General features: G+C 67.9%; 13 protein-coding genes. 5 read left to right on the forward strand and 8 right to left on the reverse strand.

Annotated features, from left to right (window positions below; all coding sequences use genetic code 11):
* Window positions 1-152: 152 nt before the first annotated feature.
* The 8 genes from JOE55_RS07320 to rpmH form a co-directional block, all read right to left on the reverse strand.
* Window positions 153-1,340 carry a ParB/RepB/Spo0J family partition protein gene (locus JOE55_RS07320; RefSeq protein ID WP_204783234.1) on the reverse strand — a complete coding sequence of 396 codons (1,188 nt, stop codon included), beginning with the start codon at window positions 1,338-1,340 and terminating at the stop codon, window positions 153-155.
* A gap of 2,126 nt (window positions 1,341-3,466) precedes the next feature.
* On the reverse strand, window positions 3,467-4,327 hold the full coding sequence (locus JOE55_RS07325) for a ParA family protein (protein ID WP_024289498.1): 861 nt from the start codon (window positions 4,325-4,327) through the stop codon (window positions 3,467-3,469).
* A 298-nt stretch (window positions 4,328-4,625) separates the two neighbouring features.
* Window positions 4,626-5,339, reverse strand: coding sequence for a 16S rRNA (guanine(527)-N(7))-methyltransferase RsmG (gene rsmG, locus JOE55_RS07330; protein WP_235586777.1), 714 nt, complete (start codon window positions 5,337-5,339; stop codon window positions 4,626-4,628).
* 3 nt (window positions 5,340-5,342) lie between these two features.
* Window positions 5,343-5,996, reverse strand: coding sequence for a Jag family protein (locus tag JOE55_RS07335; RefSeq protein WP_006214380.1), 654 nt, complete (start codon window positions 5,994-5,996; stop codon window positions 5,343-5,345).
* 75 nt (window positions 5,997-6,071) lie between these two features.
* Window positions 6,072-7,202 carry a membrane protein insertase YidC gene (gene yidC / locus JOE55_RS07340; RefSeq protein WP_204782487.1) on the reverse strand — a complete coding sequence of 377 codons (1,131 nt, stop codon included), beginning with the start codon at window positions 7,200-7,202 and terminating at the stop codon, window positions 6,072-6,074.
* Window positions 7,199-7,711, reverse strand: coding sequence for a membrane protein insertion efficiency factor YidD (gene yidD, locus JOE55_RS07345; protein ID WP_024289494.1), 513 nt, complete (start codon window positions 7,709-7,711; stop codon window positions 7,199-7,201). The genes yidC and yidD overlap by 4 nt, the downstream gene beginning before the upstream one ends.
* On the reverse strand, window positions 7,708-8,061 hold the full coding sequence (rnpA, locus tag JOE55_RS07350; RefSeq protein WP_006214383.1) for a ribonuclease P protein component: 354 nt from the start codon (window positions 8,059-8,061) through the stop codon (window positions 7,708-7,710). Before rnpA ends, yidD begins: the two co-directional genes overlap by 4 nt.
* Before the next feature lie 87 nt (window positions 8,062-8,148).
* Window positions 8,149-8,286, reverse strand: coding sequence for a 50S ribosomal protein L34 (rpmH, locus tag JOE55_RS07355; protein ID WP_006214384.1), 138 nt, complete (start codon window positions 8,284-8,286; stop codon window positions 8,149-8,151).
* A 523-nt stretch (window positions 8,287-8,809) separates the two neighbouring features.
* Between rpmH and dnaA the strand changes: the two genes are divergently transcribed.
* The 5 genes from dnaA (at window position 8,810) to gyrB (ending at window position 16,648) form a co-directional block, all read left to right on the forward strand.
* Window positions 8,810-10,513 carry a chromosomal replication initiator protein DnaA gene (dnaA, locus tag JOE55_RS07360; RefSeq protein ID WP_204782488.1) on the forward strand — a complete coding sequence of 568 codons (1,704 nt, stop codon included), beginning with the start codon at window positions 8,810-8,812 and terminating at the stop codon, window positions 10,511-10,513.
* A 721-nt stretch (window positions 10,514-11,234) separates the two neighbouring features.
* The gene (gene dnaN / locus JOE55_RS07365) at window positions 11,235-12,359 is read left to right on the forward strand and encodes a DNA polymerase III subunit beta (RefSeq protein WP_006214386.1); all 1,125 of its coding nucleotides are present in this window, start codon (window positions 11,235-11,237) and stop codon (window positions 12,357-12,359) included.
* 13 nt (window positions 12,360-12,372) lie between these two features.
* Window positions 12,373-13,560, forward strand: a complete 1,188-nt coding sequence (gene recF, locus JOE55_RS07370; protein WP_006214387.1) for a DNA replication/repair protein RecF — start codon at window positions 12,373-12,375, stop codon at window positions 13,558-13,560.
* Entirely contained in the window at window positions 13,557-14,162 is a 606-nt protein-coding gene (locus JOE55_RS07375) for a DciA family protein (RefSeq protein WP_006214388.1), read from the forward strand. Before recF ends, JOE55_RS07375 begins: the two co-directional genes overlap by 4 nt.
* A gap of 326 nt (window positions 14,163-14,488) precedes the next feature.
* The gene (gene gyrB / locus JOE55_RS07380; protein ID WP_204782489.1) at window positions 14,489-16,648 is read left to right on the forward strand and encodes a DNA topoisomerase (ATP-hydrolyzing) subunit B; all 2,160 of its coding nucleotides are present in this window, start codon (window positions 14,489-14,491) and stop codon (window positions 16,646-16,648) included.
* The last annotated feature ends 127 nt before the right edge of the window (window positions 16,649-16,775 follow it).

Below are 16,775 nucleotides of genomic sequence, written 5' to 3' on the forward strand. Positions count from 1 at the left end.
GAGCGACGAAGAGCCCCTTTATGTGACGTACATCACATAAAGGGGCTCTTCTGCGTGTTCAGCGCTGTACCAGACGGTCAGGGAGCGAGGCGGTGCCGCACCCCGCCCGGAGCTGTCGTCACGACCGATCCGGGCGAGGTGCCAGCAGGCGCTCAGTCCTCCTGAGCCGCATCCTGCGTCTGCGGATCCAGCACCGAGATGATGCGATTGAGATCCTCGACGGAGGCGAACTCGATCGTCATCCGCCCCTTGCGGGCACCCAGGTTGATCTTCACGCTGGTGTCCAGCTTGTCGGAGAAGGCGTCGGCGATATAGTCCAGACGCTCCCTGTGGTGCTCCTGGGCCCTGGCCGCGGGTCGACGCCCCGGCTTGCCGCGCTTGGACAGCGATGCTGCCTCCTCAGCAGCGCGCACCGACATGCCTTCAGCAACAATGCGCTGGGCCAGCCGCTCCATCTCGGCAGGATCTTCCAGCGCCAGCAACGCACGAGCATGGCCGGCCGAGAGCACACCTGCCGCCACCCGGCGCTGAACCAGCGGTGGCAGGCGCATCAGACGCAGCGTGTTGGAGATCTGCGGACGGGAGCGCCCGATGCGTCGAGACAGTTCCTCCTGAGTGGCCCCGAACTCCTCGAGCAGCTGCTGATACGCCGCAGCCTCTTCCAGAGGGTTCAGCTGGCTGCGATGCAGGTTCTCCAGCAGTGCATCGCGCAGGAGGTCATCATCTGCGGTGTCGCGGACGATGGCGGGCACGGTGTCGAGGCCCGCGCGCTGAGTGGCCCGCCAACGGCGCTCACCCATCACCAGCTCGTAGGGCTGACCGTCCGGCTCTCGGGACGGCCGGACGACGATCGGCTGAAGGACTCCGAGCTCGCCGATGGAGTAGGCGAGCTCCGCGAGCTCGTCCTCGTCGAAGATCTGACGCGGCTGCTTCCGGTTGGGGTGGATGCTGCCCACGGGGACTTCCGCGAACGCCGCGCCGGGGACCGAGGCGAGGTCCGACGTGTCGGGATCCGCAGGCAGATCCGCAGCGGGCGCGGGGGTTTCCGCGACTACGGCCTCTGGTTCGACGCCTTCCGCGTCAGCCCTCGACGTTCCACGTGAAACATCAGCCGTCCGATCAGCGTCCGTCGCGCCCTCTGGGGGCTCGGTGACGGAAGTGCGCACCTCCGTGGTGGCGTCCGAGGCGGCGGGAGCAGCCGACTGCACGGACTCCTGCTGATCCGAGGCCTCGTCCGGAGAATCGGCAGATTCCGCTGATTCCGCGGACGAGGGAGTAGGGGTGAAGAACATGTCGGACGGGCGGCCGCTTCCTCCGCGGTTCTGCAGGGCTGCCCCCATATCCATCCGGGACTTCATGGCGCTCTGTCGAGCACTGGCCGAGACCGGGCGGCGACGGCCGCCCGTTCCACGTGAAACGGACGATGTCGCCTCCTCCGCAGAACCGCTCGACTCGGCGTGCTTGGGGTCCACCGCAGTCGCCCTCGCATCCGCCTCGGAGACGGGGGCCCCGGCCGCAGTCGACGTTCCCTTCCCCTTCTTCTTTGAGGACTTGGGGGCGGTGGATGCCTTTCCACTCCGCGAGGCGGCAGTTCCAGACTTCGAGGACGCTCCTGTCGCCGCTCCGGTCTTGGAGCGAACCCCCGTGGGAGACGACGACGGCTTAGACTCCTCAGGCTGGGGTGCTCCCGTCCCGGAACGTGCAGCCTCCGACTTGACTCGCCCAGGTCGATCCGTACGGGAGTCGTTGCTCTCCGTCGCATCGGACGCATTCACCGCTGCGGTATCAGCTGCGACGGTCGACTCCGACTGCGCTGCCGCGCTACCGGCCTGCGGCGCCTCTGCACCCCCAGCGTCGTTTCGCCGGACACTCGACTCCGAAGACGGCTCCTCGACAGGTGCACTGGGAATCAGGGCTCCGAGGCCTCTACCGAGTCCCCTCTTGCGCTCCGCCATGGACAACACTCCTCTACTGGACGACCCGGACAGTCTACGGAGCATCGACAGAGATTCGCGCGTTTCACGTGGAACCACCCGGAGTTCCGGGCCACATTGTGACCGATCTGGCCTGGCAGGACGCACTCCAGTCGCGAAGGCATGGTCTTCGCGATCGTTCCACGTGAAACATCGAGCGCCCATGGGCGCTATCCACTCCCGAAGCGGACTGCATCTAACGGTCAGGTGTTCGTTTCACGTGGAACATCGCTCAGTCACAAGGCCATCCACGCGCACGTTCCGAATAGAATCCAGGAATTTCGCCTCGACTGTTACGACGTTGAAGACACGCGCCCATCACCCGACTGGTCGTCCAGACAGTGTCCTAGGGGGCCATTCCCGCAGCGTTCCACGTGAAACATCACGGCATGCGCACGCCCATTGCGCGATCGGTACGAGGAGGACGTCACGCATCCTGCATTCCGTCTAAGTCCATGGCGTGTGCGCCTCACCCCTGAATCACCTCTGCGTGCTGCAGCCGGTCTCCGTCTCCGGGGCGTGGATCGCGTGGATCACCCGCATGTCGCCTCAAACCGCAGACCGGCCGGTGTATGCCCTTTGGCCCTCGCGTACCAGTGAGCTGACTACCGCGCGCAGAGCCTGGCTTTCAGAGCCGTGGCCCTCGGCCCTTGGCCTCCGCTCTGGACACAGATCATCGCATCAAGTGAGCTGCTACGGGTTGATGAGACCCGGCCTCAGTCTTGACAACGCTCGCGCAGTAGGACCTCTCAGTTCGCATGGCATCGTCGCCACACAGAGGCAGCACTTGTCCCATGACCAATGGTGCACTCGCCTGGCGGCATCGCCAGCATGTACAGGGACCCGCCTTCCCGGTCCCGCCGCGCACCCCGGAGACTCTCGCCGTCGCGATGCGCTCCGCAGCACCCGACAATCGAAGCACGGAGAGCAGACAGACACCAGAGACAATGCGTTCCACGTGAAACATGGACTCGCGCAATGACCGAAGACGGCCACCATGCCGCCGACGAGCCATCGAGGGTCCTGACGTCGGATCCAGCTCTCGACTGGACCTCTTCCCGTAACGACCCTCACGTTCCGTCACGCGTCGTCCATCGCGTGCTGCAGACCAGGGCATGCAGAGGCGTCTCCCAAGGGAAGAGCTTTTCCGCCTCTCACTTGATCGCCGTGTGCCTGGGACGACGGACAGCGGGCAAGACCCGGAGTTCGTCGGAGTCATCGGGGTCCGATTCCTCCTGCGCTTCCTCGGACAACCGTCGCGCATGGACGACCGCCGGCACCCCTCGCCACCTTGAGTCAAAGACCGTATGGAGAAGGTTCGAACCGCACGTTCCACGTGAAACACGCCGACAGAAGACGAGCGGCAGCAGTCGACATCCGCCGGCCGACGATGACAGCACCGTCTCCCTCTTGCAAGAGCTGGAATGACTACGGGCCCCGTTCCACGAGGAACGGGGCCCGCTAGGACCTGCAGAGCCTGCCCGATCAATGGATCACTTGCTCTTCGGCACGCCTCGCGCGGCGATCTCAGCGGCTGCCTCGAGATAGGACAGAGCGCCCGTGGACTGCGGATCGTAGTTCAGCACCGACTGCTGATAGCTCGGCGCCTCGGAGATCCGCACGGACCGGGGGATCATGGTCTCCAGCACCTGCTCCGGGAAGTGCGCCCGCACCTCATCCGCCACCTGGGAGGACAGGTTGGTACGGCCGTCGTACATGGTCATGAGGATGGTGGACACGACCAGATCCGGGTTCAGGTGCTTCTGGATCATCTCGATGTTGCGCAGCAGCTGGCTCAGGCCCTCGAGCGCGTAGTACTCGCACTGGATGGGGATCAGGACTTCGCTGGCGGCCACGAAGGCATTGATGGTCAGCAGGCCGAGGCTGGGCGGGCAGTCGATGAAGACGTAGTCGAGACGCTCCAGGCCCTGCTCCTCACGACCCTTGGCATACTGGTCCAGAGCACGGGACAGCCTCTGCTCGCGCGCCACCATGGACACGAGCTCGATCTCTGCACCGGCCAGGTCGATGGTCGCCGGCGCCACCACGATCCGATCGGACTCGGGGGAGGGCGCGACCACCTGAGCCAGCTCCATCTCATCGACGAGGACGTCGTAGACGCCGTCAACCTCCGAGCTGTGCGGGACGCCCAGGGCGGTGGAGGCATTGCCCTGCGGATCGTTGTCGACCACCAGAACGTTGAGACCCTGCTTGGCCAGGCCCACTGCCAGGTTGACGGCGGTGCTCGTCTTGCCCACGCCGCCCTTCTGGTTGCTGACCGTGATCACGCGAGTGCGCTCAGGCCGCTGAAGCTGCACGTGCTCGAGTCGGCGACGTCGCTGATTCTCTTCCACGAGCTTCCTTCCGAGGGGGGTGTCTCCCGCGCCTTGTGCGGCGGCTGTCGCGTCGGCGTCCTGTCTTGCAGTCAACCGCGATCCGCGGTCCGGTTGCACTGCCGAATCCTGCGAGACCGGATCAGGGGGAAGACCGAAGTCATAGCCGTGAGGCCTGTCGTTCTGGGTCACCACGTCGCCTTCCTCGGTCCTTTGTGATATGCATCACATTACATGTCGCGGCCGCTGAGGGGCCTGCCCCACACTACCCAAGACGCTTCCCCGGACCGTCGATCGAGGTCAGCGCCTCGAGACCGATTCAGAGGACGACTCGTACCACGGTGGTCGGCTCCTCGAGCAGCTCCGAGCCCAGGGTGAGCACCTCGGTCTGCGCGACGCGGTGCCGCTTGAGCTGCTTGCGTGCCTTATCGATCTCCTGCTGCGCCGACCGGCCCTTGAGCGCGAGCAGCTCACCGGAGCCCTGCAGCAGCGGAAGCGTGAAGTCCAACAGACCGCCGAGCGCGGAGACAGCGCGGGCCGTGACCACGTCCGGCGCGGAACCGCCCGGCAGCTCCTCGACCTGCTCGCCGCGCGCACGCAGGACCTGCACGTTCTCGAGCTGCAGATCCTGGACGATCTCGTTCAGCCAGGTCACGCGGCGCTCGAGCGGCTCGATCAGCGTGAGCTCCAGATCGGGGCGTGCGATCGCCAGGCACAGCCCGGGAAGTCCCGCCCCGGAGCCCACATCGGCCACACGGGCATCCTGCGGGATCAGTGCCTCCACCACGGCGCAGTTCAGGACGTGACGTCCCCACAGCCGCGGAGCCTCACGCGGACCGATCAGTCCGCGCACGATGCCCGATGAGGCAAGGTGCTCCACATAGCGCTGGGCTAGCTCGAGCCGGTCGCCGAACAGGCTCTGCGCGGCCTCGGCCTCACGCCCCTGCAGCTCGGGAGCCGGCTGGGCGACGGCTCCGTCGGACTCCGCCTGCCTGCTGCGATCAGAGCGTTCGCCTGGGTGCTGCTCCGTCATGCCTCAGCCGTTCGCCGAGACCACGATGTGGCGTCCGGGGCCCTCGCCCTCCGACTCGGAGTGCATGCCCTCCTCCGCCACGACGTCGTGCACGATCTTGCGCTCGTAGGGGCTCAGCGGGTCCAGGTGCACCGGCTCGCCGGAGCCCCGCACGCTCTGCACGGCACGACGGGCCAGCTCCCGCAGCTGCTCGGCACGGGCCAGCCGGTGCCCGGCGATATCGAGCACCAGCCGGCTGCGCTGCTCCGTGCCGGCCAGCACGGCCAGCCGCACGAGCTCCTGGAGAGCCTCGAGCACCTCTCCGTCCTTGCCGACGAGCATGTCGAGGCCGTCATCGCCCTCCTCCTCCGTCACCACGGAGAGGTAGGTGCGGCCGTTGCGGACCTCGATGTCGATGTCGCCATCCAGATCCGCGAGATCCAGCAGCTCCTCGAGGTAGTCCGCAGCGACCTCGCCCTCCTCCACGAGGGGGTCGAGCTCGTCGTCATCCTGGTCGCTCTGCTCGGCAGAGGCCGCAGCGGCCTCGTCGTCCTGCGGGACGTCCACACCGGCGACGACCGCCGAGGCGTCGACCTTCTGACCGGGCTCCAGGTCCTGGATCTGCACGCCCTCGGGCGCGGAGTCCTGAGCCTGCTCGCTGTGCTGGTTCTCGCTCATTCGTCTCTCCTGACGGAAGTGGTGCAGCAGCCGTCTCGACAGTATGACTCGAGCGGCGCCCTGAGGGGTTCGGTCTCAGGACCCGGACTTGCCCTTGCCGGACTTCTTGCCGCCCGACGAGCCCTTGGAGACCGGCGACGACGAACCAGTGGTCGACTCCCCGTTGATCACCGGCCCCTGAGCCTTCTCAGGCTGCTGGACATCGTCCTGGCCGGTCTCGAGCGGGCCCTGGTCCTTGATGCCCTTGGCCTTCTGGCGCTTCTTGCTCATGGGCTGCTGGCGCTGACCGGCGGCAGCCTTGGCGCGAGCCTCCTCGATCTCGGCCTGGTGCTCCTCCTTGGTCTTGCCGACCGGGGGAAGGCCCTTGGCCTCGCGGCGCTCGTTGAGCTCGCGCTCGGCCTGCGAGCCGGGAGTGGGGTTGTTGCGGATGACCCAGTACTGCTGGCCCATGGACCACAGGTTGGAGACGGTCCAGTAGATCAGCACGCCGATCGGGAAGTTGATGCCCGTGATGAGGAAGATGATCGGGAAGATGTAGATGATCATCTGCTGCTGGCGGTACATCGGAGAGTTCTTGGTGGCCTCCGAGACGTTCTTGGACGCCAGCTGCTTCTGCGAGATGAACATGGTGACCGTCATGGCCACCACCAGCAGGGCCGCGATGATGATCGTGGCGGTGTGGTTGCCGTCGCCGGGCGAGCGCAGCGTGGAGAACAGCGGGGCGCCGAACAGGGTGCCGTCGTAGAACTGGTGGACCTTGTCCGAGGACAGGACCAGGATCCCCTCGTCCCGCTCGGCAGCGCCGGTCACGCCGTTGAGCACCTGGAACAGGCCGAAGAAGATCGGCATCTGGGCGATGATCGGCAGGCAGGAGGCCAGGGGATTGACCCCGTGCTCCTTGTACAGGGCCATCTGCTCCTGGGCCATGGCCTGGCGCGAGACCTGGTCCTTCTTGCCCTTGTACTTGGCCTGCAGCTTGGCCATCTGCGGCTGGATCTCCTGCATGCCGCGCATGGAGCGGATCTGGCGCAGGAACAGCGGGATGGTCAGGGTTCGCATGACCAGGGTCAGGCCCACGATGGCCAGGACCCAGGTCCATCCGCTCGCCGCATCCAGCCCGATGAGGGTGAACAGCTCGTGGAAGAGCCACAGGACCGCCGAGACGACCCATTTGAAGGGCCAGAGGATGATGTCGAAGATGTTCATCGTGAGGAAGCTCCTTGAGCCGTCTGCGCGGCAGCCGGGTCTGCGCCGTGCTGGCGCGCGGACGTGGTCTCGTGTGCCGGATCGCGGGGTGTCAGCACCGCTGCGCGATCGGCGGGTGTGGGGTGGTTGAGCAGGATGATCCGCGGCAGCTCGGTCTCCGAGGAGAACCGGCGGCCGCCCTGCGGCACCCTGTCGATTCCGCCCGCCGCCCAGGGATGGCACCTGAGCAGTCGTCGCACGGTCAAACCTAGGCCCCGGACCGCCCCGTGGCGAACCACGGACTCGAGGCCGTAGGCCGAGCAGGTGGGGAAGTGCCTGCAGACGTCCCCGTAGAGCGGGGAGATCAGCATGCGGTAGAGCTTCAGACCCGCGATGATCAGGTTCTGCGGCAGCAGCCACACCGCCTGGACCGCACCCCGGGGGCGCACGAAGTCCGACGGTGCCTGCTCCCAGAGCTGCTCCTCATCCAGGACAGGATGCTGATGGCCGAGGCCCTGCGCGGTGCTCATGCCGGCACCTCGGCCTTGCTCGCGGCCTTGCGCCAGGCGGATTCCCAGTCCCGCCGCAGCTCGGCGAAGTCGGCCTCTGCCGAGGCGGGCAGGGCCCGCACCACGACGTCGAAGCCGGCTGGGCTGCCCTGGATCGTCATCCCGACGAGCTCGCGCAGCCGCCGCTTCACGAGATTGCGGCAGACCGCATTGCCGACCCGCTTGGATACCACAAAGCCCGCCCGGGACGGCTGGTCCCCGGACGTGGCGCGCACATAGACGACGACGTTCCGGCGCCCCTGTCGGGCACCGGAACGTGTGGTCGCTGCGAAGTGCGTGGAGGTGCGCATCCTGTGCTGTGCGGGAAGCACGCGCTCACCCCTTCGGTCTCGGCGGCGTCTGCGGACCGGGGCTCTGCTGAGCAGAGGCCGTCGGATCCGCGAGGGCGACGAGAGGGCTCAGGCAGAGAGGGAGGCGCGGCCCTTGGCGCGGCGCGCCGAGAGGATGCCGCGGCCGGCGCGGGTGCGCATGCGGGCGCGGAAGCCGTGCTTCTTGGCGCGACGACGGTTGTTCGGCTGGAACGTGCGCTTGCTCATTGATCTTCTCCGGATGCAGGACGGGCGTGCCCCTGCCCTGTGCGGATCCGGCGCACGCTGCCCGTGCAGAGCACGAGCGCGCAGCAGGCCGTCCGCCTGAGGAAGGGGTCCACCGCTGTGGTGGTCGATGGCTGTGCCGCCGCGAGGCGCATGGCGCCGGGCGCAGGTCAGACACAGGACTGATCGATTGTAGGCGCGGCGAGTGGGACGGTCAACCGAACCGACGGTGACCGCCTCTCGCCCACATGCTGTGCACGTCTTCCGGAAATTCCTGTGGATAACCGGATCCCCGTCCTTGCCAGCAACGGTGCGCTCTCGCTCGTGTAACTACACGATTGTAGTTCTTTTCGGCCCCGATCGGGGCTAGGTCGGGGCTTTGAACGTGCTCTACGCTGAACCCTCGCGCTCGAGCCCCGAGCCGCTGTCCACCGCTGTGAACAACTCTGTGGATGACCGGTCGCGAGCGCACCCGGGCACCCGCCCGGAGCCGACATCGCCCCCGAATCCCGGAGTCCCCGCCACCGTGAGTCCTCAGCAGAATCCGGAGCTCGACGCCCGTTGGGCCGAATGCGTCCGCGCCATGACCGAGGACCCGCAGATCTCCCCGCGTCACCGCGGCTTCCTGCGCCTGGCCAAGCCCCGGGGCCTCATGGGCACCACGCTGCTGATCGCCGTGCCGAACGAGCTGACCCGCGAGGTCCTGCAGTCCAAGATCGCGCCGGCCTTCAACCAGGCGGTCACGAACTCCTTCGGCAAGGACACCCTGGTCGCTCTGGTGGTGGACACCGACCTGGAGGAGGTCTCCGAGCAGGAGATCGAGTCCGCGTCCCGGGCCTCGCTGCCGCCGCTGAACGAGCTCGAGGCCGAGCGCGGCCACACCGCGCCGCCGGCTGCCCAGGAGGAGACCGAGCAGGACTCCCTGTCCACCACGAGCTCCGAGTACTCAGGGGCCGTGAACACCTTCAGCTCGCCGTCGCCGCGACCGCCGGCGCCGCGGCCCTCCGCACCGGAGCCGGCCCGACGCCCCCTGCCCGGGCAGCCCGCGCCGCAGGACACCGCCTCCGCGCAGAGCACCGGAGAGGCCGCAGTCGGGGAGACCGGACCTCAGGACACCTTCGTCCCCGCCGCTGTCCCGGGCCGCTCGGCTGCGGAGGACCACGGCACGGCCGGTGCGGCCTCGGCCGAATGGGATTCGAGCGCTCGGCTGAACCCCAAGTACGTCTTCGAGTCGTTCGTCATCGGCCAGTCCAACCGCTTCGCCCACGCGGCGGCCTTCGCGGTCTCCGAGACGCCGGCCAAGGCATATAACCCGCTGTTCATATACGGGGATTCAGGGCTCGGCAAGACCCACCTGCTGCACGCGATCGGGCACTACGCCAAACGGCTCTACCCCGGCATCGCGGTGCGCTACGTGAACTCGGAGGAGTTCACCAACGACTTCATCAACTCGATCCGCGACGACGAGGGCTCCTCCTTCAAGGAGATCTACCGCAACGTCGACATGCTGCTGATCGACGACATCCAGTTCCTGGCGGGCAAGGAGCACACGCAGGAGGAGTTCTTCCACACCTTCAACGCGCTGCACAACCACGAGAAGCAGATCGTGATCACCTCCGATCTGCCGCCGAAGCAGCTCACGGGATTCGCCGATCGCATGCGCTCGCGCTTCGAGTGGGGACTGATCACCGACGTCCAGCCGCCCGAGCTCGAGACCCGCATCGCCATCCTGCGCAAGAAGGCCGATGCCGACGGCACCCAGGCCCCGCCCGAGGTCCTGGAGTACATCGCCTCGCACATCTCCACGAACATCCGCGAGCTCGAGGGCGCCCTCATCCGCGTCACGGCCTTCGCCTCCCTGAACAAGCAGGACGTGGACCTGCCCCTTGCCGAGCTCGTGCTCAAGGACCTGATCACCGACGACGACGGCGAGATCACCGCCGCCACGATCCTGGGGCAGACCGCCGCCTACTTCGACATCTCGCTGGACGAGCTGAAGTCCAAGTCCCGCACGCGCACGCTGGTCACGGCCCGGCAGATCGCCATGTACCTGCTGCGCGAGCTCACGGACATGTCCCTGCCCAAGATCGGACAGGAGCTCGGCGGCCGCGACCACACCACGGTCATGCACGCCGATCGCAAGATCCGGACGCTGATGGCCGAGCGCCGGCAGATCTTCAACCAGGTCACCGAGCTCACCAACCGGATCAAGCAGCAGCGCCACAGCTGATCCGCAACGCAGCCCATGCGCTGCGCTCTGCCTCATCCCTTCAGGCCCCGGGCCCGCACGAGCGGACCCGGGGCCTGCGTCGATCTCCGGTCATCCACAGGACGGCGCGGCGCGGATGCGGGCTGCGAAACCCGTTCTCCACAGCTGTGGGAAGCCCTGTGGACAGGCTGTGCACGACACGATTCCACCGGTTGTGGACAGCACTGTGGAGAGAACCGCGATCGCGGTGGACAGTCGAGGCAGATCCGGGGATCGGCCTGTGCACGGGCCCGGAATGACAAGAATGTGATTACACAGGCACGGGGCGGTCCGTGGATGGCGGTGCACAGCCGACCCACAGCCATGATCCGCGCCAGATCAGCCGATCAGGGTTTTTTCCACAAGATCCACAGCGGTTATGAACACTACTGTCCATTAATACCTCCCGCCGGACAACGAATGCCCTGACGCCCGATCCGGACCCGGCGAGCTCGTGTAATTACACGTTCAGCCGCACCGAGAGCTGTTCGCTGCCTGCCTCGAGCAGGTCACGGGGCTCCACACCTCCAGGATTCTTGGAATTACAGAAAGCCGGATCCACCGAAGCGCCTCTGCGACTCCCCGGTCTGCTCCGGCAGATGGCACAGGGCACAGCGCGCCGATAGCATGCTGTCGTCGTCTGTCCGGACCTCCGCACCGGACGCCGCGCGGACGACATCTGCGAACGAAAGGCGCCCCCACCGTGAAGTTCTCCGTCGAACGCGACGTTCTGGCCGAGGCCGTGACCTGGACCGCCCGGTCACTGTCCCCTCGCCCGCCCGTCCCGGTGCTCTCCGGTCTGCTGCTCAAGGCGGATAACGGGCAGGTCTCCCTGGCCGGATTCGACTACGAGATCTCCTCTCGGGTCTCGATCGACGCCCAGATCGAGGAGGAGGGCACCGCTCTGGTCTCCGGCCGCCTGCTGGCAGACATCTGCCGCTCGCTGCCCTCGGCTCCCGTGGACGTCATCACGGATGACGGCAAGCTGACGCTGATCTGCCGCTCGTCTCGGTTCAACCTGGCGGCCATGCCCGTGCAGGACTACCCCGAGCTGCCCGGCCTGCCCGAGGTCTCAGGCGTCATCGACGGCGCTGAGTTCGCCCAGGCCGTCGCGCAGGTCAACATCGCCGCCTCCAAGGACGACACCCTGCCGATCCTCACCGGCGTCCGGATCGAGATCGACGGCGAGCGGATGACCCTGCTGGCCACCGACCGCTACCGCCTGGCCATGCGCGAGCTCACCTGGCGCCCCAACAGCAGCTCGCTGCAGACGGCTGCGCTGATCAAGGCCAAGACGCTCAACGACGTCGCCAAGACCCTCGGCCCGGCCGGTGAGCTGAACCTCGCCCTGTCGGACAGCACGGAGCTGGTGGGCTTCGAGTCCGGCGGCCGCCGCACCACCTCGCTGCTGATCGACGGCGAGTACCCCAAGATCCGCTCGCTGTTCCCCGAGTCCACGCCCATCACCGCCTCGGTGCGCACCTCCGAGCTGGTGGAGGCCGTGCGCCGCGTGTCCCTGGTGGCCGAGCGCAACACCCCGGTCCGTCTGGCCTTCACGGACGGCCAGGTGGCCCTGGATGCCGGCACCGGCGAGGACGCCCAGGCCTCCGAGGTCATCGAGGCCAACCTCCAGGGCGAGGACATCACCGTCGCCTTCAATCCCACGTACCTCTCGGAGGGCCTGCACGCCTTCCACTCCGAGTACGTGCGCTTCTCCTTCACCGCTCCGCCCAAGCCGGCAGTTCTCTCGGCGCAGAAGGAGCAGGACGGGGACGACGACGTCGCCTACCGGTACCTGCTGATGCCGGTCCGCCTCCCCAGCTCCTGAGCCCCGGACCTGCGTGCACGTCGACTCCCTCTCCCTCGCGGACTTCCGCAGCTATGAGCAGCTCCAGCTCGAGCTGACCCCCGGGATCACGGTCCTGCTGGGGCCCAACGGGGTGGGCAAGACCAACGTGGTCGAGGCGATCGACTACGCCGCCACGCTGGCCTCGCATCGGGTCAGCGGCAATGCCCCGCTGCACCGAGCAGGCACCGAGCGCGCCATGATCCGCACGGGGATCCGCAGGGCCGGGCACCGCACGAACCTCGAGTTCACTCTGAGCGAGGGCCGTGCTCCCACGGTGCGGATCAACCGAGGCGGCTCGGTCCGCGCCCGAGAGGCCCTGGGCATCCTGCGCACCGTGCTGTTCTCCCCGGAGGACCTCGCGCTGATCAAGGGCGAGCCCTCCGGGCGCCGGGCGTTCCTGGACGTGCTGGGCTCCTCCATGCGTCCGGCCCTGGCCGGGGTCATCTCCGACTACGAGAAGACCGTGCGCCAGCGCAACGCCCTGCTGAAATCGGCGCGGAAGGCCGGGCGCTTCACCCAGGCGCACGAGGCCACTCTCAGCGCTTGGAACGACCAGCTGGCGACCTATGGGGCCGCGGTCCTGCAGTCTCGTCTGCAGCTCGTCCTCGCTCTCGAGCCCGAGGTCCGCCGCGCCTACAGCAGCCTCTCCGACGGTCCCCGGATGCCCCGGCTGCGGTACCGCTCCTCGATCCTCCCGGAGAGCGCAGACGGTCGGGTCGATCAGCTTGCCCATTTCAGCACCGCGGATCTGCGCGAGCTGATGCTCCAGGCCTGCGCGGAGGCCCAGGACCAGGAGATCGAGCGGGCGGTGTCCCTGGTGGGACCGCATCGCGACGAGCTCGAGATCCAGCTCGGCGATCTGCCGGCCCGCGGCTACGCCTCCCACGGCGAGATGTGGTCCTGCGCCCTGTCCCTGCGGCTGGGCTCCTGGTACGTGCACCTGGACGACGACCGCTCCGAGGGCTCCTCCCCCGTGCTGATCCTCGACGACGTCTTCGCCGAGCTCGACGCCCAGCGCCGCAGCCGCCTGGCCGACATGGTCTCGGAGGCCGAGCAGGTGCTGGTGACCGCCGCCGTGGAGGAGGACGTCCCGCAGGAGCTGCTGGATGCCGATTCGGGGCTCACCCTGGTGCGCGTGAGCCCGGGCAAGGCCGTCGTCGATCCCGGATCCCGCACGTGATCCCCGCCCAGCAGCCGCGCGCCGAGCGCGACCGCGACATCGTCGATCCGGCCGCCGCCGCCCTGATGCGCGTGCGCCGGGGCGCCGAGGCCCGCGGCGAGGGACGGCTTCACGGCGCTGCGGCCAAGGCCAACCTGCGCAGCTTCGGCGCTGCCATGGAGGCGCTCACCGCCAGTCCCGTGCGCCGCCGGGACGCCGAGCGCGATCCGCGGCAGCTGGGCGGCTATTCGGGCGCCGGAGACTCGCCGCGGGATCCGCAGGGCATCGGCGGGGTCATGGATCGCCTGGTCTCCGGACGCGGCTGGCGGACCCCGGTCGCCGTCGGGTCGGTCATGACCCTGTGGCCGGAGCTGGTGGGGGCGTACGTGGCCGAGCACTGCGTGCCGGAGTCCTTCGAGGACACCGTGCTGCGCGTGCGATGCTCGTCCACCGCCCAGGCCGCCAACATGCGGATGCTGCAGTCCCAAGTGCTGTCGACCATCGAGAAGCGCCTGGGCCCGGGCATCGTCACGCGCCTGGACATCGTGGGCCCGGCGGCCCCCAGCTGGCGCAAGGGCCGGCGCTCGATCCGCGGCCGCGGGCCCCGCGACACCTACGGCTGATCCGGACCGCCGTCGATCGGCATCTGCCTCTAGACCGTGGACGGCCTGCAGAGTGCTCTGCACCTCCGGAGACGACTTCCGGGTCAGCGAGCACCCCCGGAGGCACTCCTAGGGGCGTTCTCGTGCCGCTGACAGCGGGTTCAGGCCGTCCCGCACCCGGCATCTGCGCAGATCCGGTATGATGGGCCCGGATTATCGACGCAGCGCATCGAGCGCGCAGACCCCGCGGCCCCCCGAATGCTCCGGTGCGTTCCGCTCGCTCGCTGTCGTCGGGAGTGCTGCCTGCGCCCCGGACCCCGTGCTCCAGGACCCTTGCGGCCTCCATCATGACCATCAGGAGGAACCAGCAGCCCGTGTCAGAGGACAAGAGCACCGAAGGCAGCTACGGCGCCAGCGACATCACCGTCCTGGAGGGCCTCGAAGCGGTCCGCAAGCGCCCAGGCATGTACATCGGATCCACCGGACCGCGGGGCCTGCACCACCTGGTCTACGAGGTCATCGACAACTCCGTGGATGAGGCCCTGGCCGGCCATGCGGATCACATCGAGGTCGTGCTGCGGGCCGACGGCGGCGTGAGCGTCACCGACAACGGCCGCGGCATCCCGGTGGACATGCACCCCACGCAGGGCCGCCCCACGGTCGAGGTCGTCATGACGATCCTGCACGCCGGCGGCAAGTTCGGCGGGGGCGGCTACGCGGTCTCCGGCGGTCTGCACGGCGTGGGCATCTCCGTCGTCAACGCGCTGTCATCGCGCGTGGAGACCGAGATCCGCCGCCAGGGCTACGTCTGGCGCATGGAGTTCGCCGACGGCGGCCGCCCCCAGGGCGAGCTCGAGCGCGGCGAGCAGACCGAGGAGACCGGCACCACGCAGACGTTCTGGGCTGATCCGGAGATCTTCGAGTCCGTCGAGTACGACTTCGAGACCCTGCGCGCCCGGTTCCAGCAGATGGCGTTCCTCAACAAGGGGCTGCGCATCACCCTGACCGACCAGCGGCGCCTGGACGAGTCCGGCGACGAGGTCGCCGGCGAGTCCGCGCGCACCGAGATCATCACCGAGGTCGAGGGCCAGGACGCCTCCGAGGTCCCCACCGCGCAGTCCCCGGAGGCCGAGAGCGGCGCCGAGCAGGCGGAAACGGCCAAGGCTCCGGCGCTGAACACCGTGGGCGTGACCGCCGACGGCCACCGCCGGGTCATCTACTGCTACGAGCACGGTCTGCTGGACTACGTCCGCTTCATCAACAGCGGCAAGAAGGCCGAGCTGGTCCACGACGAGATCATCGACTTCGAGACCGAGGACGTCGAGCGCTCCATCTCCGTGGAGATCTCCATGCAGTGGACCACCGCCTACAGCGAGTCGGTGCACACCTACGCGAACACGATCAACACGCACGAGGGCGGCACCCACGAGGAGGGCTTCCGCACCGCGCTGACCACGGTGATCAACCGCAAGGCCCGCGAGTTCAAGCTCCTGCGGGACAAGGACGACAACCTCACCGGCGAGGACGTCCGCGAGGGCCTCACCGCGGTCATCTCGATCAAGCTCGGCGACCCCCAGTTCGAGGGCCAGACCAAGACCAAGCTGGGCAACTCCGAGGCCAAGCCGTTCGTGCAGCGCGTGGTCGCCGACGAGTTCGGGGACTGGATCGAGCGCAACCCGAACTACGCCAAGGACATCATCCGCAAGGCCATCGGCGCCTCGCAGGCTCGTCTGGCGGCGCGCAAGGCCCGCGAGACCACCCGGCGCAAGGGGCTGCTGGAGTCCGGCGGCATGCCGGGCAAGCTCAAGGACTGCTCGTCCAAGGACCCGTCGAAGTCCGAGATCTACATCGTGGAGGGCGACTCGGCAGGCGGCTCGGCCGTGCAGGGCCGCGATCCGGCGCACCAGGCGATCCTGCCGCTGCGCGGCAAGATCCTGAACGTCGAGCGGGCCCGCCTGGATCGTGCGCTGTCCAACGCCGAGGTCCAGTCCATGATCACGGCCTTCGGCTCGGGCATCGGCGACGACTTCGACATCGAGAAGGCGCGCTATCACAAGATCGTGCTCATGGCCGATGCCGACGTGGACGGCCAGCACATCACCACGCTGCTGCTGACGCTGCTGTTCCGGTTCATGCGCCCGCTGATCGACCACGGCTTCGTGTACCTGGCGCAGCCGCCGCTGTACCGCATCAAGTGGTCGAACGCGCCGCACGACTACGTCTACTCGGATGCCGAGCGCGATCGCGCCCTGGCGGAGGGCCAGGCCTCGGGCAAGCGGATCCCCAAGGACAACGGCATCCAGCGCTACAAGGGCCTGGGCGAGATGTCCTACACCGAGCTGTGGGACACCACCATGGATCCTGAGCACCGCACGCTGCTGCAGGTGACCATGGAGGACGCCGCCGCCGCCGAGCAGGTCTTCACCATGCTCATGGGCGAGGACGTCGAGTCCCGCAAGGAGTTCATCCAGCAGAACGCCAACGACGTCCGCTTCCTCGACATCTAGTCGCAACGGAGCATATGCCGACTGCGGCATATGTGCCCGTCGCCGCCTCCATGGCGGTGGCCGGCGGATCAGTCTCGAGCACCACGGCCCAGCGGCCGAGCAGACGCACAGACGCCCGCGGGCGTCG

The organism is Kocuria palustris (genome assembly GCF_016907795.1).
GTDB classification, from domain to species: domain Bacteria; phylum Actinomycetota; class Actinomycetes; order Actinomycetales; family Micrococcaceae; genus Kocuria; species Kocuria palustris.

Excerpts from the sequence above, each read along its gene's own strand:
- JOE55_RS07320 (WP_204783234.1), bottom strand. The coding sequence starts at position 1,340 with ATGGGGGCAGCCCTGCAGAACCGCGGAGGAAGCGGCCGCCCGTCCGAC.
- rsmG (WP_235586777.1), bottom strand. The coding sequence starts at position 5,339 with ATGACGGAGCAGCACCCAGGCGAACGCTCTGATCGCAGCAGGCAGGCG.
- JOE55_RS07335 (WP_006214380.1), bottom strand. The coding sequence starts at position 5,996 with ATGAGCGAGAACCAGCACAGCGAGCAGGCTCAGGACTCCGCGCCCGAG.
- yidC (WP_204782487.1), bottom strand. The coding sequence starts at position 7,202 with ATGAACATCTTCGACATCATCCTCTGGCCCTTCAAATGGGTCGTCTCG.
- yidD (WP_024289494.1), bottom strand. The coding sequence starts at position 7,711 with ATGAGCACCGCGCAGGGCCTCGGCCATCAGCATCCTGTCCTGGATGAG.
- rpmH (WP_006214384.1), bottom strand. The coding sequence starts at position 8,286 with ATGAGCAAGCGCACGTTCCAGCCGAACAACCGTCGTCGCGCCAAGAAG.
- gyrB (WP_204782489.1), top strand. The coding sequence starts at position 14,489 with ATGACCATCAGGAGGAACCAGCAGCCCGTGTCAGAGGACAAGAGCACC.